General features: G+C 67.5%; 20 protein-coding genes. 9 read left to right on the top strand and 11 right to left on the bottom strand.

Translation table 11 applies throughout. The annotated features are described in order from the left end of the window. The first annotated feature begins 109 nt into the window (after positions 1–109). The 3 genes from HAV18_RS17565 (at position 110) to HAV18_RS17555 (ending at position 1,353) form a co-directional block, all read left to right on the top strand. Positions 110–286: a CsbD family protein gene (locus HAV18_RS17565; protein ID WP_078041937.1), complete on the top strand. Its 177-nt coding sequence runs from the start codon at positions 110–112 to the stop codon at positions 284–286. Positions 287–834: 548 nt separating this feature from the next. Beyond that, positions 835–1,107 (top strand): hypothetical protein, encoded by a 273-nt coding sequence (locus HAV18_RS17560; protein WP_166958012.1) that lies wholly within the window; start codon positions 835–837, stop codon positions 1,105–1,107. A 66-nt stretch (positions 1,108–1,173) separates the two neighbouring features. Further along, positions 1,174–1,353: a hypothetical protein gene (locus tag HAV18_RS17555; protein WP_166958010.1), complete on the top strand. Its 180-nt coding sequence runs from the start codon at positions 1,174–1,176 to the stop codon at positions 1,351–1,353. Between the two features lie 64 nt (positions 1,354–1,417). Here HAV18_RS17555 and HAV18_RS17550 read toward each other — a convergent pair whose 3' ends face one another. The 4 genes from HAV18_RS17550 to HAV18_RS17535 form a co-directional block, all read right to left on the bottom strand. Further along, positions 1,418–2,599, bottom strand: a complete 1,182-nt coding sequence (locus HAV18_RS17550) for an acyl-CoA desaturase (protein WP_166958772.1) — start codon at positions 2,597–2,599, stop codon at positions 1,418–1,420. A gap of 85 nt (positions 2,600–2,684) precedes the next feature. After that, positions 2,685–2,903, bottom strand: a complete 219-nt coding sequence (locus tag HAV18_RS17545) for a glycine zipper 2TM domain-containing protein (RefSeq protein WP_166958007.1) — start codon at positions 2,901–2,903, stop codon at positions 2,685–2,687. Positions 2,904–3,096: 193 nt separating this feature from the next. Next, the gene (locus HAV18_RS17540) at positions 3,097–3,534 is read right to left on the bottom strand and encodes a type II toxin-antitoxin system HicB family antitoxin (RefSeq protein WP_166958005.1); all 438 of its coding nucleotides are present in this window, start codon (positions 3,532–3,534) and stop codon (positions 3,097–3,099) included. Positions 3,535–3,800: 266 nt separating this feature from the next. After that, on the bottom strand, positions 3,801–4,871 hold the full coding sequence (locus HAV18_RS17535) for a substrate-binding domain-containing protein (protein ID WP_166958003.1): 1,071 nt from the start codon (positions 4,869–4,871) through the stop codon (positions 3,801–3,803). Between the two features lie 251 nt (positions 4,872–5,122). Between HAV18_RS17535 and HAV18_RS17530 the strand changes: the two genes are divergently transcribed. The 4 genes from HAV18_RS17530 to HAV18_RS17515 are packed head-to-tail and all read left to right on the top strand — an operon-like array spanning position 5,123 to position 9,657. Next, positions 5,123–6,139, top strand: a complete 1,017-nt coding sequence (locus HAV18_RS17530) for a sugar ABC transporter substrate-binding protein (RefSeq protein ID WP_166958000.1) — start codon at positions 5,123–5,125, stop codon at positions 6,137–6,139. Then, on the top strand, positions 6,136–7,680 hold the full coding sequence (locus tag HAV18_RS17525) for a sugar ABC transporter ATP-binding protein (protein WP_166957998.1): 1,545 nt from the start codon (positions 6,136–6,138) through the stop codon (positions 7,678–7,680). Before HAV18_RS17530 ends, HAV18_RS17525 begins: the two co-directional genes overlap by 4 nt. Continuing rightward, a complete protein-coding gene (locus tag HAV18_RS17520; RefSeq protein ID WP_166957996.1) occupies positions 7,677–8,705 on the top strand; it encodes an ABC transporter permease in 1,029 nt (342 codons plus the stop codon). The genes HAV18_RS17525 and HAV18_RS17520 overlap by 4 nt, the downstream gene beginning before the upstream one ends. After that, the gene (locus HAV18_RS17515) at positions 8,698–9,657 is read left to right on the top strand and encodes an ABC transporter permease (RefSeq protein ID WP_166957994.1); all 960 of its coding nucleotides are present in this window, start codon (positions 8,698–8,700) and stop codon (positions 9,655–9,657) included. Before HAV18_RS17520 ends, HAV18_RS17515 begins: the two co-directional genes overlap by 8 nt. Before the next feature lie 29 nt (positions 9,658–9,686). Here the strand turns inward: HAV18_RS17515 and HAV18_RS17510 are convergent, their stop codons facing one another. The 6 genes from HAV18_RS17510 to HAV18_RS17485 all read right to left on the bottom strand — a co-directional run bounded on the left by HAV18_RS17510 (position 9,687) and on the right by HAV18_RS17485 (position 16,175). Beyond that, a complete protein-coding gene (locus HAV18_RS17510; RefSeq protein WP_166957992.1) occupies positions 9,687–10,745 on the bottom strand; it encodes an ABC transporter permease in 1,059 nt (352 codons plus the stop codon). A 9-nt stretch (positions 10,746–10,754) separates the two neighbouring features. Then, positions 10,755–12,290 carry a sugar ABC transporter ATP-binding protein gene (locus tag HAV18_RS17505; protein ID WP_208102006.1) on the bottom strand — a complete coding sequence of 512 codons (1,536 nt, stop codon included), beginning with the start codon at positions 12,288–12,290 and terminating at the stop codon, positions 10,755–10,757. Between the two features lie 502 nt (positions 12,291–12,792). Then, positions 12,793–13,239: a DoxX family protein gene (locus HAV18_RS17500; protein WP_166957990.1), complete on the bottom strand. Its 447-nt coding sequence runs from the start codon at positions 13,237–13,239 to the stop codon at positions 12,793–12,795. A 1-nt stretch (position 13,240) separates the two neighbouring features. Next, entirely contained in the window at positions 13,241–15,133 is a 1,893-nt protein-coding gene (locus HAV18_RS17495; RefSeq protein ID WP_166957988.1) for an amidohydrolase, read from the bottom strand. Positions 15,134–15,152: 19 nt separating this feature from the next. Next, on the bottom strand, positions 15,153–15,320 hold the full coding sequence (locus HAV18_RS17490; RefSeq protein ID WP_009692709.1) for a DUF1427 family protein: 168 nt from the start codon (positions 15,318–15,320) through the stop codon (positions 15,153–15,155). Positions 15,321–15,488: 168 nt separating this feature from the next. Further along, positions 15,489–16,175 carry a hydrolase gene (locus HAV18_RS17485; RefSeq protein ID WP_166957986.1) on the bottom strand — a complete coding sequence of 229 codons (687 nt, stop codon included), beginning with the start codon at positions 16,173–16,175 and terminating at the stop codon, positions 15,489–15,491. A 310-nt stretch (positions 16,176–16,485) separates the two neighbouring features. On the opposite strand from HAV18_RS17485, the gene HAV18_RS17480 reads away from it, so the two are divergent. Both HAV18_RS17480 and HAV18_RS17475 read left to right on the top strand, forming a co-directional pair. Beyond that, positions 16,486–16,767 carry a XapX domain-containing protein gene (locus HAV18_RS17480; RefSeq protein WP_166957984.1) on the top strand — a complete coding sequence of 94 codons (282 nt, stop codon included), beginning with the start codon at positions 16,486–16,488 and terminating at the stop codon, positions 16,765–16,767. Positions 16,768–16,884: 117 nt separating this feature from the next. Beyond that, positions 16,885–17,793 carry a LysR family transcriptional regulator gene (locus HAV18_RS17475; protein ID WP_166957982.1) on the top strand — a complete coding sequence of 303 codons (909 nt, stop codon included), beginning with the start codon at positions 16,885–16,887 and terminating at the stop codon, positions 17,791–17,793. A 62-nt stretch (positions 17,794–17,855) separates the two neighbouring features. On the opposite strand, the gene HAV18_RS17470 is transcribed toward HAV18_RS17475, so the two are convergent. Next, positions 17,856–19,382 (bottom strand): mechanosensitive ion channel family protein, encoded by a 1,527-nt coding sequence (locus HAV18_RS17470; RefSeq protein ID WP_347814765.1) that lies wholly within the window; start codon positions 19,380–19,382, stop codon positions 17,856–17,858. Positions 19,383–19,535: the final 153 nt, after the last annotated feature.

Raw genomic sequence — 19,535 nt, 5'->3', positions numbered from 1 at the left:
ATGCCTTCGGGCGCGCTGGTTGTTCCGCGCTGAAGCGTCCGATACGACGCCTCGATGGTTCGGGATGTCGCACCGGTGAAACAGGCGACCCATGTCAAGGAGCAGTGTGATGAACAGGGATCAGGTGAGAGGCCGCATCGCGGAAGCAAAAGGCAAGTTGAAGGAGATGGTCGGCAGGATCATGGGCAATCGAACGACCAGAATGCAGGGCAAGGTCGAGCAGGTCGTCGGCAAGACACAAGCGTCATTCGGTGACGCGAAAGCGCAATTCAAGAGGCGGCCGTAGAGGGTTCGCGCGAAGGGTTCCGACGCGCCGCGCGATCGGGCGACGTACTCCTGTGACGGATAGTCGTCACGCGTGCTCGCTAGTCGGCGCACCGATTCAGCCACAGCCGTCCAGCGGCCGTCATATTGATCGTGCCGCCGGTGCGCGACTCGTATGCAAGCCCGTGAGTCAAGAGTTCATTGGCTATGGCGCGGGGAATAACGGCTTGGGAATCGGGAATTCGATCAAGCGATCTGAGGGTCTCGACGACCTCGGGTGAAAGTGGGATGCACATGGCGGCCTCCTCGGTGTTGACTTCATCGTGAACCGGGCGACACGGGTGCGTCTGTACGGTATCGACTATTTGAAAGCGGGTTCTTCCGATACCGTCGTTGATGCCGCCCCGCAATCCGTTGACTTATCGGCATCGAAATATATTTCGTCATCCGATGTTTGTCTTGCGAAACCGGTGTCAAGCGCGCACAGTCGAGATATCTGCCGGTTTGTTGTCGAGGCATCGGCGCCTTTGAATCCTTCGGCGCCAACGGTTGCTCTGTCAGGAGCGCACCATGACCATCCCCACGCTCGAGTATCGCGGACACGAACTCCGCGTCTATTCGCAAATGCTCTTCCCGCCGTTCGGTGATCCCCACGCTCCCGGTCCGAAGCGCTTCGGTTCAATCGTGCGCATCGACACGGTTCCGGCAACCGCGGCGGCCGCGCCGCGTTACTCGACCATTTTCGAGCATGGCGCGCCAAAAACGGCGGCGCTCGCACTCGATCTGGCAATGCAATTCGGCAAGGACATCGTGGATGGCAAGATCACCCCTCCGGCGATCTGATCCGTCCGCCGCATGCGCCTTGATGCGGCGTCTCGCGACACGAGAACACTTCACTCGGGAGGCTCTATGAAATACCACTCACCCACCTCGGTGGATCGACGCGATGACGCGACCCGACAAAAGGAGCGGGACGAACTGGCTCGTGCCGACATCGAACGCGCCGAAAAGCGCATCCACCAGGATGCCGGCATCAATTCCAATGCGAGCAAGTGGCGTTATTCGCGTCCCGACAATCGGGCGAGATGAACGACGCATGCGCCACGCGCCGTGGCACGCCGGTCCGGCATCGCAGTGCGCGGTCCGGCCGGGATCACGCATACCGGCGCAGGCGTATCGAGAAATCGGCGATCGCGTCGATGCCGCTGTGCTCCGCGCAACGGCACCAATCCTGCAGCTGAGCCAGCAATTGGTCGTGCGATGCGTGTGACCATGTCCATAGCTCGAGCAACGCCTCATACATGTCCACGTACACGCGTATTCGCCGGTTGGCATTGGGGCTCGTCAACGCCCGCAGATCGGGCTTGTCCCGATGGCCCCAGGTCTGGCGAAGCCAGTGTTTCATGCCGAGCGCGAACGCGCGCTTGTCGTCGCGGCTCATGTTCTTGATGCGGCGCAGCTCCCGCCGGCAGGCGGGCTCGAGCATGCGCGCATAGGCGGCCATCACCGCATGGCGGTTTCGGATGATCGCTTGCAGTGTCGCGCCGTCAATCACGGCCTTGTCCGCGAGCAGCCGCGGTTTGGTTGCGACTCGCCGAATGGTCGCCAGTCGCACTCCCGCCAGCAGGCGGATGTACAGCCAGCCGATGTCGAACTCGAACCATCGATTGGACAGCCTGGCGGACGTCACGTATGCGTGGTGATTGTTGTGCAGCTCCTCTCCGCCGATCAGGATGCCCAGCGGGAAAAGGTTGGTACTCGCATCGGGTGTCGCGAAATTCCGATAACCGTTGAAGTGGCCGCAACCATTGATCACGCCGCCGGCCCAGAACGGAATCCACATCATCTGCATCGCCCACGCCGACACGCCGGGCAGCCCGAACAGCCCGACGTCGATCACGGCCAGCAGCCCGACGCCGAGATTCGGATAGCGGGCATAGACGTGGCGTTCGAGCCAGTCGTCCGGCGTACCCGATCCATATCTGCGTAGCGTTTCCTCGTTGCGCACTTCCGCCCGGTACAGTTCCGCCCCGCGGAGCAGCACGGTCGCGAGGCCGCGGGTTCGCGGGCTATGCGGATCTTCCGGGGTCTCGCTCCTCGCGTGATGCTTGCGATGCACGGCGACCCACTGCAGGGTCAGCATGCCGGTCGTCAACCATAGCCAGAACCGGAAGAAGTGACTGACGCCCGGGTGCAGATCCAGCGCCCGGTGCGCCTGACAACGGTGCAGGTACACCGTCACGCTGATGATCGTGACATGCGTGAGCGCAAGCACGACCCACGCAAACTGCCACCAGGACAGCTTCAGCTCACCGTTCAGGAGAAATGCCGACATACGGGTCGCACTCCGGGTCACGCTCGTCGCGCGCGCGTCGCCGTGACGGCGAGTGCACGTACTGATTCCCTGTTCTGCAGCCTGCCTACTTCCCGACCTGATTGCCGACAACCCCGCCAACGGCCGCTCCGCCCACCGTGCCCAAGGCACTGCCGCCCGTCAGGACTGCGCCGGCGACGCCGCCGACACCCGCACCGATCACGGTGTCCGTTCCGCGGTGAGACATCCCACCGCAACCCGCCAGCACGACAATCGTCATGGCGACTGTCGCCATCTCGACTGCCGCGGAATGTAGCTTTCTCATGATCATCTCCTGATGGGTGCCGCTGCACCGTCCGTTCCGGTACGACGCACGGAGGCCCATGCGCTGACATCTCGATGAAATTCGAAACGTCAACTCATGATGGGCGGTAAATCGCGCGCAGTCCGTCCGCTAACGTACCGGCGCGGACGCGAACCTTCCGCGTCAAGGAAACACCGCTTGCGCCGCCCCGGCGTCACGACCAGGCTGTGGCGCCGGCCGTCGTCCACGAGCCGTACCGCCGCTTCGCCGGCGGCGAGCCGCACGCCATCGGCACGAACGCATCGCGAATCGTATGCAGCGCGTTCGCTGTCCGATCGATGTCGTGCACGACGCGCTTCGGCAGGCACTGCGCGATCCGCACGGAACTCGACGTCATCCGGCCCGGATCGATGTCGAAGAACCGCCGGACACCGTCGCCAACATCGATATCCGACGCCTGCAATACCGACACGTCCGTGGTCGGCGAAGGAATGAGACGCGCGGGCCGGTCGTAGCGGGCCATGATCCGTTGCGCGGCGGACGCCTGCCACTCGGCATACGAGTCGCCCTCCACATCGACTTCGGGAAAATCCGGAAGCGCGCCGCGATAGCGGGGCTTCCCGTGCGGCGTGATATAGATCGGATATTTCATGAGCCGCTCCCGGCAGAAGAGCGTGACGAACGTCATCGTGCATCGCGGCGGCTCGTCGAGTCGGTACGCTGAAGAACAGTCTCCGGAAAGCGTTACATCATCTACGAAACGACGAAGGAACGCGGCGCGACGATCCTGATCCCCCGTGCGATGGTGGGCAGCCTGAAGTCAGGATGACTGGCGCCCACCCGGAAAGACGCACGAGAATCGAAGCCCACCGATGCTACGGGTAGGGTCACGTACCGTGGACAAAAATCCACCACGCGTTAATCCGTCGCCGGAATCCACGGGGCCGTCACCGCTTCGCTTGCGCGGAACGCAGGAAACTTCGCGCCGAGCTCCGCGATCGTGTGGATGTCGTTCTTCACGAGATCATCGCGCGTGATCAGCGCCGGCTTGACGGCGATCCGCCGCCCCGGATCTTGCCCGGCGACGAGCAGCGCCGCGGCCCGCACCGACACCGCGCCGACGACTGCGGGATTCGTTGCGGCCGTCGCGACCCATGCGCTGCCGGGCGCACGGATCGCCTCGATATCGGCGGTCGAAATGTCGGCGCTGTAGATGCGCAACTTCGACGCGAGCTTCGCCTCGTCGGCCGCGAGCTTCGCGCCGCGCGCGAATTCGTCGTAAGGCGCGAACACCACGCGGATGTCGGGATGCGCGCGATAGGCGGCCGCGGCCTGGTTCGCGACCGATTGCGCGATCGGATTGTCGACGGTGCCCCAGCGCGCCTGCTCGCGTACCTTCGGATGCGCGCGCTTGAAGTCCTGCCACGCGGCGTCGCGCCGGTCGAGCGGCGCGAACCCGGCGACGTACACGTAGCCGGCCGAGAACGCATCGCCGTTGTCCTTCACCGCTTGTTCGAGCAGCAGGTTCGCGAGGTCGCGATCGCTCTGCTCGATCTGCGGCACCTTCGGGTTGCCGAGGTCGACATCGAACGCGACGACCTTGATGCCCTTGTCCAGCGCGCGCTGCACGACGTCCTTCAGCGATTCGGGAAGCCCGTGGTTGACGATGATCGCCGACACGCCGACGCTGATCGCCTGCTGGATCTGCTCGCGCTGCTCGGCTGCATCCTGGCGGCCCTCGTAGATGCGCAGGTCGATACCGAGCGCCCTCGCCTGTTTCTGCGCGCCGGCCTCGTATGCCTGGAAGAAATCGCCGGTCGACAGGTAGTTGACGAGCGCGACCTTCACGCCGCCCTTGTCGAACGGCGCGGGCGCGCCTTTGAGCGGGCCTGCGTGTGACACGGGCACGGTCAGCGCGGCAACGGACAGGAGCGCGAGCGCGCGGATCATCCGGACGGGGCGCGATGGACGACGAAACGGGAATCCCATGCGGGTCCTCCTTGGCAGGTGTCGGTATCCGGAAAATCTATCAGCGCGGCGAACCGGTTCAAACCGAGCGATTCGGCAATCGATATTCCTTCGGATGGCAAATCGTCGGCGGCCGGCCGCGTCGAACACGGAACAAGCAATCGAGCGCGCGCGTGATATGCGTAGCAGGAATCGATGGTTAGCGCGCGCGAGCGTTGTCATTAAAGTCGTGTAGTTCAGCCCCCTCGTTTCTTCCAGCTCCCATCGACCCCATGCCCCGTCCCGCCCGAACCCGTCGCGCCTTTGCCGCCGCCCTGCTGACGCTCGCCGCCGTCGCCACGCTCTCCCCCGCCCGCGCGCAAGGCGATGCAGCGGCCGGTAGCGCCGCGGTGCCGTCGCTGAAAGGCAAGCGCATCGGCATCACGGCAATCGGCACCGATCATTACTGGGACCTGAAGGCATACCAGGGTGCGATCGACGAAGTGAAGCGGCTCGGCGGGACGCCGATCGCGCTCGACGCCGGCCGCAACGACAACCGCCAGATCGCGCAGATCCAGACGCTGATCGCGCAGAAGCCCGATGCGATCATCGAGCAGCTCGGCACGGCGAGCGTGCTCGAACCGTGGCTGCAGAAGATCCGGCAGGCCGGCATTCCGCTGTTCACGATCGACACGGCGTCGCCGTCGAGCCTCAACGTCACGACCTCGGACAACTTCTTCATCGGCGAGCAGCTCGCGCTGAAGCTCGTCAACGACCTCCACGGCGAAGGCAACATCCTCGTGTTCAACGGCTTCTACGGCGTGCCGGTGTGCGCGATCCGCTACGACCAGTTGAAGGCGGTGCTGAAGTACTACCCGAAGGTGAAGATCCTGCAGCCCGAGTTGCGCGATGTGATTCCGAACACCGTGCAGAGCGCGTACGCGCAGGTCAGCCAGTTGCTCGCGAAATACCCGAAGGGGCAGATCGCCGCGATCTGGGCCGCGTGGGACGTGCCGCAGGTCGGCGCGACGCAGGCCGTCGACGCCGCGCGCCGCAGCGAGATCAGGACCTACGCGGTGGACGGTAGCCCCGATGTCGTCGCGCTCGTGAAAGACCCGAAATCCAGCGCGGCGGCCGTGGTCGCGCAACAGCCCGCGCTGATCGGCAAGACCGCGGTCGACAACGTCGCGCGCTACCTGGCCGGCGACCGCACGCTGCCGCCCTATACGTATGTCCCGTCGCTGCTCGTCACGAAGGACAACGCCGGCTCGGCCCAGCAGACGCTCGGGCAGGCCGCCGCCGTGAAATGAGCGCCGGCACGCCCGCGCTGGCGCTGCGCGGGATCGTCAAACACTTCGACGGCGTCCCGGCGCTGCGCGGCGCGTCGCTCGACGTCGCGCACGGCACCGTGCACGGGCTGATCGGGCAGAACGGCGCCGGCAAGTCGACGCTGATCCGGATTCTCGCCGGTGTCGACACAGCCGACGCCGGTACGATCGCGATCGACGGCGCGACACAGGCGCTCGCACGTCGTGCACCGCCGGCAGGCATCGCGTTCATCCATCAGGAGCGTCTGCTGCCGGCGACCTTCACGGTCGCCGAGGCGCTGCAGTTCGGCAACGAACCGGCCTTTGGCGCGGGCCCGCTCGGGCTGCTGGCGGCACGCCGGATGCGACGCGATGCAAGCGAGGCGCTGCACGCGCATTTCGGCCTCGACCTGCCGCCGAACCGGCTGATCGCCGAGCTGAGCGTCGCCGAGCGACAGATCGTGCAGATCACGCGCGCGCTGATGCGCGACCCGCGCATCCTCGTGCTCGACGAACCAACCGCCGCGCTCGTCAGCAGCGAGGTCGACCGCCTGCTGCAGACGCTCGACCGGCTGCGTCGCCGCGGGCTGACGATCCTCTACGTGTCGCACTACCTGAACGAGATCGCGGCCATCTGCGATCGCGTCACCGTGCTGCGCGACGGCGCGGACGTCGCGCACGTCGATGCGCGGACCACGCCGACCGAGGCGCTCGTCGCGGCGATGATCGGCAACGAGATCGCGGCACGGTCGCATGTGCCCGTGCGCGTGCCCGGCCCGTCCGTACTGCGGATCGCCGGCCTTGCGGCGCCCGGCCGGTTCGACGACGTGTCGTTCGAAGTCCGGCGCGGCGAGATCGTCGGCGTCACGGGGCTGCTCGGTTCCGGCGGCAAGCAGGTCGTGCGCAGCCTGTTCGGTCTCGAACGCGGTGTGCGCGGCACGGTAACGCTCGACGGCCGCGTCGCACGGCTACGCAGCCCGCGCGACGCGGTGCGTCGCGGCATCGCGTTCGTGCCGGAAGACCGTCGCTCGCACGGCATCGCGCCGAGCCTGTCCGTACGCGAGAACATCACGCTCGCGAGCCTCGCGCGCTTCACCCGCTTCGGCCTGGTCGCACGGCGTCGCGAGGACGACGCGGTGCAACGGCTGATCGCCGCGCTCGACGTGCGAGCGCCCGGACCGGACGCGCCGGTGCGCCACCTGTCCGGCGGCAACCAGCAGAAAGTCGCGCTCGCGAAATGGCTGAGCCGTGGCGCCGACCGCGCGTCGCCGGTGTATCTGCTCGACGAGCCGACGGTGGGCGTCGATATCGGCGTCAAAGCGGAAATCTACCGGCTGCTCGATCGCCTCGCACGCGACGGCGCGGCGATCCTGCTGTTCTCGAGCGACCTGATCGAACTGCTGGACGTCACCGATCGCGTGCTCGTGATGGCGCGCGGCCGGATCGTGCGCGACGTCGCGACCCGCGATGCCACACGCCAGGATCTGCTCGCGTGGACGACCGGCGCACGCGGCCACGCGCCGCGGCAGGAAGTAGCCGCATGAACCGGATCCTCGATCGTGCGCCGCCCGGAGCGGCGTTCGTGCGGCCGCCGGGCACGTTCGGCGCGCACTTCTGGCTGCGCTGGGGCGCGGGACTGGCGTTCGCCGTCGTGTGCGCGGTGTTTGCCGCGAGTTCGCCGCTCTTTCTCACCGTCGCGAACCTCGCGAACGTACTGCAGCAGTCGGCCGTGGTCGGCATCCTCGGGTTCGGGTTGACGGCCGTCCTGATCGGCGGCGGTCCCGATCCGATCCGCGGCGGGCTCGACCTGTCGGTCGCGGCGAACATGGGCCTCTGCGCGGCCGTGCAGGCCGTCGCACTGCGTGACGGGCTACCGGACGGCGCGGCACTGGCGCTGATGCTGGCCACCGGCGCGGCGGTCGGTGCGATCAACGCGTTCGCGGTGATCGCGCTGCGCATCTTCCCGCTGCTGGCCACACTGACGACGATGAATCTGTGCGCCGGCTTCGAGCTGGTGCTGACGCAGAACACGTCGGTCGCGGCGGCGAGCCCGGTACTGACCTTCCTGATCGACAGCGGCCCGTTCGACGTGCCGCATCTCGCGTCCGCGTTGCTGATCGTCGCGCTGCTGTTTGCCGTGCTGCTGCACCGGACCCGTTTCGGCCTGCGGCTCGCCGCGACCGGCGCGCATCGCGACGCCGCCCGCGCGGCCGGGCTGCGCGTGAACGCGTATGTCGCGGCCAGCTACGTGCTGAGCGGCGTCGCCGCCGCGCTGGCCGCGCTGGCGTCGAGTGCCTTGCTGAGCGGCAGCTCGCCCGGCGCCGGCGAAAACCTGTTGGCCGTGGTCGCGGTCGCGCTGCTCGGCGTCGTGTTCTCGCGGCGGCTCGTGCCGACCGTACCGGGCACGCTGCTCGCCGCGCTGTTCGTCGGCATCATCGGCAACGGCTTCCAGCTCGACAACGTGTCGAGCTACTGGGTCAATGGCGTCGAAGGCGCGCTGATCCTGTTCGTCGTCGCGACCACCGCACTGATTCGGCGCCGCCATACGGAACACCATGCCCATGACTGAACGGATCGGCCGCCTGCAGCGGTTCTCTCTCGTGGCGGCACTGCTCGCGGTGATCGTCTTCTTCGCGGTGTTCGCGCCCGGGTTCGCGCGGCCCGCCAATCTCGCCGACGTGCTGGTGAACAACTTCGCGCTGCTCGCGATCGCTGCGCTCGGAATGACGCTCGCGCTGTCGATCGGCGCGGTCGACCTGTCGCTGGGCACCGCGATCGACGTCGCGAGCCTCGTGTTCGTGCATCTGATCGCGCACCAGGTGGGCGTGCTGCCGGCGCTGCTCGGCGGCCTCGGCGCGGCGGCGCTGGTCGGCGCGTTCAACGGCGCGCTGATCGCCGGGCTCGGGATCGCGCCGTTTCTCGCGACGCTCGGCACGCTGTTCATCGGCCAGACCGTCCAGCAGCTCGCCACCGGCGGCGGCCAGCCCGTCTACCTGCTGAACCTGGCGCTGCCGCCGCTGTTCGGCGCGCTCGCGCACGGCACGCTCGCGGGCGTGCCGGTGCCGCTGTGGTGCGTCATCGTGCTCGCCGTGGTCGTGCACGTCGCGCTCGCGCACTCGGCGTTCGGGCGCCACAGCGCCGCGCTCGGCGCGCAGCCGGGCGTCGCGCGCTATTCGGGGCTGCCGGTCGCGGCGACCGTCGTCGCGACGTGCGTCGCGAGCGCGCTCGTCTACGGCGTGGTCGGCCTGCTGCTGTCGTCGACGGTCAAGGCCTATGTGCCGCAGGCCGGCAACGGCTTCCTGCTGAACGCGATCGGCGCGACCTTCATCGGCACGACGCTGTCGCCGACGCGCCGTCCCGGCGTCGCCGGTACCCTGCTCGGCGTGCTGCTGATCAGCCTCGTCGCCAACGGGCTGCTGCTGATCGGCTGGAACTTCTACTGGCAGCAGGTGGCCACCGGCGCGCTGATCCTCGCGGTACTCGCGCTGAGCTTCATGGAGCGGCGCGTGCGCGCCGCGTGAGCCGCCGCGCGCTGTGGCCGCCTCTCCCGTCAGGCGCGGGCGTCCGCGCGCCGGCCGATGCCGAACGTGAACGCCAGCGCGAGCACCAATAACGCCCCTTTCACGAAATCCTGCAGGTAGTACGGCGCATTCAGCATGGTCAGTCCGTTGAGCAGCACGCCGACGAACACGGCCCCGACCACGGTGCCGAACACGTTCGGCCGTTTCGCGCCCCACACCGCGTACCCGACCAGCGCGGCGGCCACCGCGTCGAGCAGCAGCGAGTGCCCGGCACTGACGTCACCGCGCCCGACGCGGGCGGCAATCAGCACGCCCCCAAGTGCCGCGATCACGCCCGATACGACATACGCGGCGACCCGGTAGCGCGCCGCGGGCGCACCGGCGAGCCGCGCGGCCGTCTCGTTGCCGCCGATCGCATAGATCACGCGGCCCCAGCGCGTCGCTTCCATCGCGACGCAGGCCAGTACCGTCACCGCGGCCAGTATCAGAACCGGCAACGGCACCACGTCGAACACGCGCAGACGCCCGAGCGCGAGAAACGCGTCGGGAAACGTGCCACTCGCTTCCGTGCCGTCGGGCAACACCGAACCGGTCGCGAGCGAACGCCCGCCGGTCGGGATCAACTGCAGGCCCGCGAGCAGGAACAGCGTGCCGAGCGTCGCGAGCTGGTCCGGCACGCGCAAGCGCGTGATCAGCACGCCGTTGAACAGGCCGGCTGCCACGCCGAGCGCGACGCAGGCGGCCACCGCCGCGAGCGCACCGCCGTGCCAGACGACCAGCACGTAGCTGGCCGCCATCTGCGCGGATGCGGCGATGCTGCCCACCGACAGGTCGAAGCCGCCCGCCGCGAGCGTGATCGTCACGCCGATGCCGAGCAACGCGACGATCGACACTGCCTGCAGGATGCTGAACAGGTTGTCCACGTTCAGGAACGCGGGCTCCTTGACGCTAAAGACGACGACCAGCGCGGCGAGCACGAGCAGGATGCCGGTGCGTTCGAGGCCGGCGCGCAGGCGCGCGGACACGGGCAGCGCCGGCCTGGTGGAAGGCGCATCGGGTGCAACGGCAGACGTGGCGGATTTCAGCATCGCAGTGGATCAGTCGGACGGGTGGGTGGAGGAATGATCGAGCGTCGCGCGATCGAACCGGACGACGCGATCGGCGACTTCGACCGCTTCCTCGAGATCGCTGACGAACACGAGCGTCGCGCGTTCGTGCGCATGGCGTCGCAACGTATCGACGATATCGGCGCGCGCACCGGCGTCGATGCCCTGGAACGGTTCGTCGAGCAGCAGCAGTCGCGCGGGTTCCGCGTGCCAGCGGGCGAGCACGACCTTCTGCTGGTTGCCGCCGGACAGCCGCACGAGACGGTCGTCGGGGCCCGTGCAGCGAATCCCGAAGCGGGCGATCGCGGCGGCGGCCGCCGCGCGCTCGTGCGCGGCGCGTACCGCACCGCCGCGGAACCAGCGCGACAGGAACGGGAAGCTGACCGTGCCCGCGATCGATGCGAACGGCACGCTGTCGGGAAACAGCGACGTGCGCCAGCGGTCCTCGCCGGCGAGGAACACGCCGGCGCGAATCGCGTCGGCGGGCGAACGGGGGCGCCACGGCCGGCCGTCGAGCGTCATCGCGCCCCGCGCCGCGCGCACGGCACCGAAGATCGTGTTCGCAAGGCGCGACTTGCCGCCGCCGACGGGCCCGGCGATCGCGACGATCTCGCCGCGCCGCACGTCGAGGTCGAACGGCGCGCTGGCCGACGTCAGGCACAGCCCGCGCACGCTCAGGCCAAGGTCGCCGGGCCGGGCGGTTGGCGCCGTGCCCCGCGCACGCGCGTTCGGCAACGGTCGCCCGATCATCGTTTCGACCGCTGCGTCGAAATCGACCGGTGCCGCGAGATCGGCGACGATCCGTCCGTCGCGCACGATCGCGACGCGATCGGCGATACGGCGCAGGTCGCCGAGTCGGTGCGACACCAGCAGGATCGCGACACCGTCGTCGCGCAACGCATCGAGCAGCGCGAACAGGCGCTCCGCCTCCGGCGCGGACAGGCTCGCGGTCGGTTCGTCGAGGATCAGCAGGCCCGGCTGCCCGGCAAGCGCTCGCGCGAGCGTGACGCGCTGCTGGTCCGCCAGCGACAGCGACGCGAGCGGCGCCGCCAGGTCGGCATCGAGCCCGACGCGTTCGGCGAGCGGCCGGGCGGCATCGCGCCGGGTGGCCGGCGGCACGCGCCACGGCGACGCCGGATCGCACAGCCGGTCGAGCAGCCGGTCGAGCAGCAGGTTGTCGGCGATCGATAACGTCGGCACCACCGCGTCGGCGACCGACTGATGCACGGTCGCGACGCCGAGCTGCCTGGCCGCGTACGGCGACACCGGCCGGTAAGGCGCGCCGCGCAGCGTCAGCGTGCCGCCGTCGTGACGGATCACGCCGCTCAGGATCTTGACGAACGTCGATTTGCCCGCGCCGTTGGCACCCATCAGCGCGACGACCTCGCCGGCACCGATCGACAGGTCGAGCGATGCGAGCGCGGTCGTCGCGTCGAAGCGCTTCGACACGCCGACGGCGGTCAGGACGGGCGGCTGCGCGACGCGATGCTGTCGATCGACGCGGAGGATTGATGAAGTCGTCGTCAATGCGGTGCCGGAAAGAGGTGACGCTCGGCGAGCGGCGTGATGTGCGCGATGCCGTGCGGGCGCGGGAAACGGACGGTCGGCCACCTTGTGCCGGTGCAATCCCGCTTTGGCGGGAACCGCATGTCGCGACTCATCGGCTTCGGCCTCCACGTCGATCCACGTTGAACATGGCCGTGCGCCGGGCAAGCGACGACGCCGGATCGGCCAATCTAGCGCGCAGCACGATCCGTCCGCAAACAACGATTTCTGTCATCGATATGACGTGGGCGCGAATGCCGTGAGGCGATTGAACGATCGATTTGCATGACGAACACCGACGACTGTTCGCGATAACCTGCGTCATGCGTCGATCCCGACTACCTCGATCTGATTCCCCTTTGGCGTGACGCCAAGCCCGATACTTATTGAGGGCAGTCCGGAACACCACATGCAGACTGGATCGCGCTAACCCGAGAACTGCACGTCAATCGACATCGCCGCCGAGCAGTGGGAGAGAAGACGATCAGCCGCGACCGTCCCCTTCCCCGCTTCGAACATCGCCGAGCATCGTAACGAGCACGAGCGCCGCAATCAGCCCGAGATGCTCGAAAAAGCTGTTGAGTGCCATGAAACGCGCGGCACCCGTCTGGTTCCAGAAGTCGTTCGCCACCGCCATCGCGACGAGCGTCAGCATGCCGAGGCTGCCGGCGCCGAGCCACGTGAAGCGACGAAACACGATGCACAGCGACCCGCTGATCTCGACGACGACCGCCAGTGCAGCCCACACCGCGGGCGGGTGCAAACCGAAATGCACCTGCTCCGCGATGGCTGCGTCGAAATGCATCGCCTTGTTGACCCCGCCGATCAGAAAGGCGGACACGAGTGCAAGTCGAACCAGCACGCCGACCCATGGCTGCGCAAGCAGCATACGAATCCACGCGGGGCTGTACCGGCCGGTTGTCGTCGGCATGTCAGACCGCCCAGCAGGAGCAGCCGAACGCGCCCCAGAAGCCCTTCGCGTCCGACGTCGGCAATGCGCTGCCCCACGCGCCCGCGTGCGCATGCTGGTGCACGTTGCAGGCGTTCGCGCAGCCGCACATCGCGGCGGCCGCCGCCGCGCGTTGCAGCGGTGCGCCGCTGCGCTGCGTCGCGCCCCAGCCGCCGTAGCCGCCGTACTCGCGCACCGGCGACCAGTCCGGCATCGCCGGCGGAATCGGTGCGTCATGCGACGCGAACGGCCCCGCACCCCACACGATCCTGCCGCCGACCACCGTCAGCAGCGCGCTCGTGCCCGCGATGTCGTCCTCCGCGCACGCGAAGAAGTCGCGATCCGGAACGACCACGTCGGCAAGCTGCCCGACCGCGATGCGCCCTTTCTTGCCGACCTCGTTCGAGAACCACGTCACGTACTCGGTCCACATGCGCAGCGCGGTCTCTCGATCCAGCAGGTTGCGCTGCGGGTACATGCGCAGCCCGCCGATCGTCTTGCCCGTCACGAGCCAGGACAGCGACACCCACGGGTTGTACGACGCCACGCGCGTCGCGTCGGTACCGGCCGACACCTTGAGGCCCTTCGACAGCATCTTCGCGACCGGCGGCGTCGCTTCGGCCGCCTGCGCGCCGTAGCGCTCGACGAAGTATTCGCCCTGGTACGCCATCCGGTGCTGCACCGCGATGCCGCCGCCCAGCGCGGCAATGCGGTCCATCGATTTTTCGGTGATGGTTTCCGCGTGATCGAAGAACCAGTTCAGCCCTTCGAGCGGGATGTCCTGGTTCACCTTCTCGAACACGTCGAGTGCGCGGCTGATCGTTTCGTCGTAGGTCGCATGCATGCGCCACGGCCAGCGGTTCTGTGCAAGCACGCGCACGACGCCTTCGAGATCGTCTTCCATCTGCGCCGGCAGGTCCGGGCGCGCGACGCGGAAGTCCTCGAAGTCGGCGGCCGAGAACACCAGCATCTCGCCCGCGCCGTTGTTGCGGAAGTAGTCGGTGCCGTCGTGATACTTCGTGCTCTTCGTCCAGTTCACGAAGTCTTCCTTCTCCGCGTTCGGCTTCTGCGTGAACAGGTTGTACGCGATCCGGATCGTCATCTCGCCCGCGTCGTGCAGCTTGCGGATCACCTCGTAGTCGTCCGGATAGTTTTGCGAACCGCCGCCCGCATCGATTACGCCCGTCACGCCGAGACGGTTCAGCTCGCGCATGAAGTGGCGGGTCGAGTTGTACTGGTATTCGAACGGCAGCTTCGGCCCCTTCGCGAGCGTCGCGTACAGGATCGTCGCGTTCGGGTTCGCGAGCAGCAGCCCGGTCGGGTTGCCTGCCGCATCGCGCAGGATCGTGCCGCCCGGCGGCTCGGGCGTGTCCTTCGTATAACCGACCACGCGCAGCGCGGCCGCGTTCAGCAGCGCGCGATCGTACAGGTGCAGGATGAACACCGGCGTATCGGGCGCAGCCGCGTTGAGTTCCTCGATCGTCGGCAGGCGCTTCTCGGCGAACTGGTGCTCGGTGAACCCGCCGACCACGCGCACCCATTGCGGCGCCGGCGTGATCGCCACCTGCCGCCTGAGCATGTCCATCGCGATCGCGAGCGACGGCACGCCGTCCCAGCGCAGTTCCATGTTGTAGTTCAGGCCGCCGCGAATCACGTGGCAGTGGTTGTCGATCAGGCCCGGCAGCGCAGCGCGGCCACCGAGGTCGACGACCTTCGTCGCGCGGCCCGCGAGCGGCATCACGTCCGCGTCGTGGCCGACCGCGACGAAGCGGCCCGCGGTTATCGCCACCGCTGTCGCGACAGGGTTCGCGCGGTCGAGGGTCGTGAACCTTCCGTTGTGAAGGATCAGATCCGGTTGGGACTCGGTTGCGGTCATGTGCGTCACCTCGTATCGATCAGAAGCCAAAAAGCTGTTTGACGGCGGGAATGGCCTGCACGCCGATCACCATGCCGAGCAACCCGACAAGGGCAATCAGCGGCGGCGCCGGCGAACGAACCTTGATTGCGCTGTAGATCACGCCGATCAGCAAGCCCGCGCCAAGGGAAACCAGATAAGGTTCCATACGATCAATGTCCCGGTCAGGTTGGAATGCAGGCACTACGCCCTGGAAAACAGGCGCGGGCGACATCCGTGAAGCAGTCACGGACGCCGCCCGCGATTTTCTTGGCGCCGACGCGCGTATTCATGCAAGGCACGCGGCATCGGCACCGGCAGTCGCAACTGCCCGCGATTACTTCGCCGGTACCGGCGGAATCGACTCGTGCGGCGTCGCCGTGCGCGGCGCAGCCTTGTGGACCATCGTGTACGCGTAGTCGACACCCATCCCGTACGCGCCCGAGTGCTCCTTCGCGATCGCCATCACGGCGTCGTAGGTCTCGCGGTGCGCCCAGTCGCGCTGCCACTCGAGCAGCACCTGCTGCCACGTCACCGGTACGACGCCAGCCTGGATCATCCGCTGCATCGCGTAGTCGTGCGCGTCCTTCGACGTGCCGCCCGATGCGTCGGCGACCATGTAGATCTCGTAGTCGCCTTCGAGCATTGCGCAGAGCGCGAACGTCATGTTGCAGACTTCCGTCCACAGGCCGGCGACGACGACCTTCTTGCGGCCGTTCGCGGCCAGGGCGTCGCGCACCTTCTGGTCGTCCCACGAGTTCATCGACGTGCGTTCGAGCGTCTTCTGGTTCGGGAACACGTCGAGCAGCTCGGGAAAGGTATGACCCGAGAAGCTCGCGCTCTCGACCGTCGTGATCGTGGTCGGGATATTGAACACCTTCGCGGCCTTCGCGAGCCCGACGACGTTGTTCTTCAACACCTGACGATCGATCGACTGCACGCCGAACGCCATCTGCGGCTGCTGGTCGATGAAGATGATCTGGCTGTTGTGGGGGGTGAGGACTTCAAGCTTCGGATTGCTCATGGCGGTCATATCCTTTGACGCGGGAAAAAAGAGAGCCTGCCTCGCCGGCCAACCGGGAGGCGCCCACTGCGCTGTGACGGGAAGTTCGCCTACCAGCCGGTGTCATTCAACACGCGAATTCATCGTAGCGCCAATTAATCGATTTGATTAATAAAAACCCTAAATCCCCGCCTTAAAAGATCTTAAAACCTCCGAATTGAATACACGTCGCCGGAGCAGACCTGCTACGCTCCAAAGTGATTTCCCGATCTTCGACCGATCGGTATTTATCCGTATTTTTCACACGGTTGTCATTGCCCTTATCCGAATCATGACGTCCTATATTGCATCGTTATTGGCCGGCATTCTCGCGGGCGTCGTCTATGCGCTGATCGGCGTGCCGTCGCCGGCGCCGCCCACCGTCGCGCTGGCTGGCCTGCTGGGTATCCTCGCCGGCGAACAGATCCTGCCGGTCGCACGCCGCGTGCTGTCCGGAATCCAGCTGAAAACCGCGTGGAGCGACGCGAAGTGCGGCCAGCACATGTTCGGCCCGCTGCCCGGTGCGCAAGCCTCGAGATCCGCCGCGAAGAAGGAGCCGTCGACGCCGGCCTGACGCGCGCCGATCGAGGGCGCCCGGATCGCGTTACGCGGATGAATTGTCGTGATCCGTCTTGGAGCCGGCGGTGCTTGGCGATAACATGACAGCCCGATGTCCCCCGTGGAATTCATCATGAAGCTGTCATTCGAAGCGCTCGAGGCACTGGACGCGATCGACCGCACCGGCACGTTCGCCGAAGCCGCCGAGTTGCTGCACCGCGTACCGTCCGCGCTGACTTATCTCGTACAAAAGCTCGAAAGCGATCTCGACGTCGCGCTGTTCGACCGTAGCGGGCGCCGCGCGAAGCTCACGCACGCGGGCCGCGTGGTCGTCGAGGAAGGCCGCCGGCTCCTGCATGCGGCCGAGCAGCTCGAACTGAAGGCGCAGCGCGCGCAGCAAGGCTGGGAAACCGAGGTGCGCATCTGCATCGACGAAATCCTGCCCTTCGAGGCATTGTGGCCGTACGTGCATGCGTTCTATGAGCTCGAGATGAACACGCGGCTGCGCCTGTCCACCGAAGTCCTCGGCGGCACGTGGGATGCGCTGATTTCGCGTCGCGCGGATCTCGTCGTCGGCGCGGCGGGCGAGCCGCCGGAACTGCCGGACATCGTCGCGCGGCCGATCGGCACGCTCAGGCACGTGTTCGCCGTCGCGCCCACCCACCCGCTCGCCGCACTGCCCGAACCGCTGTCGATGGCGTCCGTCGTCGAGTATCGCGGCGCCGTGATCAGCGATACGTCGCGCGAACTGCAGCCGCGCTCGGTCGCGATCGATGCCGGGCAGCCGTATCTCGCAGTCCCCACCCTCGCCGCGAAACTCGCCGCGCAGTGCGAAGGGCTCGCGGTGGGGACGCTCCCGGACTGCATCGCGGCACGCGCGATCGCGCAGGGCAAGCTCGTCGCCCGCCAGGTGACCGGCATGCGCGACACGACGCAGTGCTATATCGCGTGGCGCGGCGACGAGGCCGGACGCGCGCTGCACTGGTGGGTCGACCAGCTCGCCCGCCCCGATCTCGTCGACCGGTTTACCGCGCTCGCCTGATTGCACCACCCGCGGCAACCGCACCGCGGCCCGGATTGATTCCCGCAGCCCGCAGCCCTGCATCAGCCGAACGAATCGTGCAGGCGCTTCATCTCCTTCTCGAGCCACTCGATCAGGTTGAACGACGCATGCGCCCTCGCGGCCGGCGGGATCATCATCTTCTCCTCGGTCGCGATGTGTTCGGACAGCGATTCGCACATCAGCCGCCCAAGCTCGGGCTTGCGCGCGATCAGCGGCGACAGGTCGCCGCTGCTCAGCTGATAGGCCGTCACGGTCGTCACCGCGTAGACGCTCGCATGCAGTTGCGTGCCGGCCAGCACGACGGACTGGCCGATCGCATCGCCCGGCGCCATCCGCCTGACCTCGATGTCGCCCGTCGCGCCCGGCACGAACACCGACGCGACGCCGGCCCCGACGATCGTCAGCAGGCGCGTATCGGCATTCGATGCGTAGATCACGTCCCCTTTGTGGAACACGCGTGACGCGAGCGCATCGGCGAGCACCGCCAGATCGTCGTCGCCGAGCTGCCGGAAGAGTTCGACCGCGCGCAGCAGCCGTTGCCCGCGCGACACCAGCCGGTGCGTCGCGGCGGCGCCACCCAACGGGCGCAACGCGATGTCCGCGGCGGACAGGTGCCGGTGGGCCAGGTCGTAGAGCCGGTTGCGCACCGCGACCTTCTTCTGCAGCGCGTCGACGTAGCAGACGAGTTCGTATTCGACGGAATTGGTACGGAACGCCTTGACGATCGCGACCGGCGCGGGACTGGCCAGCACGTCCAGCGAACTGGCGGCGGCGCGATCGAGCGCATCGACGACGATGGCCGGCCGCACTTCCGGATCGATCTCGATCGTCAGCGTCACGCCGTGCACGTTCTCGGGTTCGCTCAGGTTGACGATCGTCGTCTTCGCCGCCGTGCTGTTCGGCACGACGACCAGGTTGCCGAGGCTGTTGATCAGCTTGGTCGCGCGCCAGTTGCTTTCGACGATGCGCCCTTCCAGTTCGCCGATGGACACCGTGTCGCCGAGCCGGAACGGCTGGGTGGTATTCAGCACGAGGCCCGAGAACACGTCGTTCAGCGTGTTCTGGACGGCCAGCCCGAGGATCACGGCCACCGCGCCCGAGGTCGCGACCAGCCCGCTCAGCGGCAGGCCCAGCACGTAACCGAGCGCAGCCACCGCGGCCGCGCCGAACACGGCGCCGGCGGCGATGTCGTGAAACAGCCGCTGGGTGCGCCACGCGCGCGGCAGCAGCAGATGGTCGAGCATCAGGCTGAACACGAGCGCGCACTGCAGCCACCACGCGACCCCGATCACCTGGATCGCCAGCCGGTCGAGGCGGTCGGGCGACGGCGGGACCGCGAGCGGGCTCACGCCGGTCGCGAACAGCACATAGGTCAGCGCGGCGAACGACGCGCAGCGCCACATCGCCTTCGTCGTCGAACGGCCGGGCCCGAGCAGCCGCCATGCGACGAGGTCGGCAACGACGATCGGTACGCCATAAGCGACCGTGGCGGACAGGTTCAGCATGATGGAATGGGCCGCATGCGTGCGGCGCGACGCGCGCGGAACCCGCACGCGCGCATCGCGCACGACGCGCTCCGGCGTGCGGCCGCCTGCGGCGAATCGTGGCGCGAAAGGTCGGACTGGACAGGTTTCATGCGGTAGTCGTTCGATGACGCGCGAAGCCGCCGCGGGCGGCACGTGTGCCGGCCGCCGCCCCGCTCCGGCATTCGGCGGCGGCGC

The organism is Burkholderia sp. D-99 (genome assembly GCF_011605345.1).
Lineage (GTDB): Bacteria > Pseudomonadota > Gammaproteobacteria > Burkholderiales > Burkholderiaceae > Burkholderia.
Note: the sequence above shows the minus strand (reverse complement) of the source record. Positions and strands in the feature narration are given on the sequence as shown.

What these genes read in the sequence shown, in the direction of transcription:
- HAV18_RS17475 (WP_166957982.1), top strand. Translation starts at nt 16,885, where the DNA reads ATGAAGCTGTCATTCGAAGCGCTCGAGGCACTGGACGCGATCGACCGC.
- HAV18_RS17560 (WP_166958012.1), top strand. Translation starts at nt 835, where the DNA reads ATGACCATCCCCACGCTCGAGTATCGCGGACACGAACTCCGCGTCTAT.
- HAV18_RS17500 (WP_166957990.1), bottom strand. Translation starts at nt 13,239, where the DNA reads ATGCCGACGACAACCGGCCGGTACAGCCCCGCGTGGATTCGTATGCTG.
- HAV18_RS17520 (WP_166957996.1), top strand. Translation starts at nt 7,677, where the DNA reads ATGAACCGGATCCTCGATCGTGCGCCGCCCGGAGCGGCGTTCGTGCGG.
- HAV18_RS17530 (WP_166958000.1), top strand. Translation starts at nt 5,123, where the DNA reads ATGCCCCGTCCCGCCCGAACCCGTCGCGCCTTTGCCGCCGCCCTGCTG.
- HAV18_RS17565 (WP_078041937.1), top strand. Translation starts at nt 110, where the DNA reads ATGAACAGGGATCAGGTGAGAGGCCGCATCGCGGAAGCAAAAGGCAAG.
- HAV18_RS17490 (WP_009692709.1), bottom strand. Translation starts at nt 15,320, where the DNA reads ATGGAACCTTATCTGGTTTCCCTTGGCGCGGGCTTGCTGATCGGCGTG.
- HAV18_RS17535 (WP_166958003.1), bottom strand. Translation starts at nt 4,871, where the DNA reads ATGGGATTCCCGTTTCGTCGTCCATCGCGCCCCGTCCGGATGATCCGC.
- HAV18_RS17550 (WP_166958772.1), bottom strand. Translation starts at nt 2,599, where the DNA reads ATGTCGGCATTTCTCCTGAACGGTGAGCTGAAGCTGTCCTGGTGGCAG.
- HAV18_RS17480 (WP_166957984.1), top strand. Translation starts at nt 16,486, where the DNA reads ATGACGTCCTATATTGCATCGTTATTGGCCGGCATTCTCGCGGGCGTC.
- HAV18_RS17510 (WP_166957992.1), bottom strand. Translation starts at nt 10,745, where the DNA reads ATGCTGAAATCCGCCACGTCTGCCGTTGCACCCGATGCGCCTTCCACC.
- HAV18_RS17545 (WP_166958007.1), bottom strand. Translation starts at nt 2,903, where the DNA reads ATGAGAAAGCTACATTCCGCGGCAGTCGAGATGGCGACAGTCGCCATG.
- HAV18_RS17525 (WP_166957998.1), top strand. Translation starts at nt 6,136, where the DNA reads ATGAGCGCCGGCACGCCCGCGCTGGCGCTGCGCGGGATCGTCAAACAC.
- HAV18_RS17485 (WP_166957986.1), bottom strand. Translation starts at nt 16,175, where the DNA reads ATGAGCAATCCGAAGCTTGAAGTCCTCACCCCCCACAACAGCCAGATC.
- HAV18_RS17555 (WP_166958010.1), top strand. Translation starts at nt 1,174, where the DNA reads ATGAAATACCACTCACCCACCTCGGTGGATCGACGCGATGACGCGACC.
- HAV18_RS17495 (WP_166957988.1), bottom strand. Translation starts at nt 15,133, where the DNA reads ATGACCGCAACCGAGTCCCAACCGGATCTGATCCTTCACAACGGAAGG.
- HAV18_RS17540 (WP_166958005.1), bottom strand. Translation starts at nt 3,534, where the DNA reads ATGAAATATCCGATCTATATCACGCCGCACGGGAAGCCCCGCTATCGC.
- HAV18_RS17515 (WP_166957994.1), top strand. Translation starts at nt 8,698, where the DNA reads ATGACTGAACGGATCGGCCGCCTGCAGCGGTTCTCTCTCGTGGCGGCA.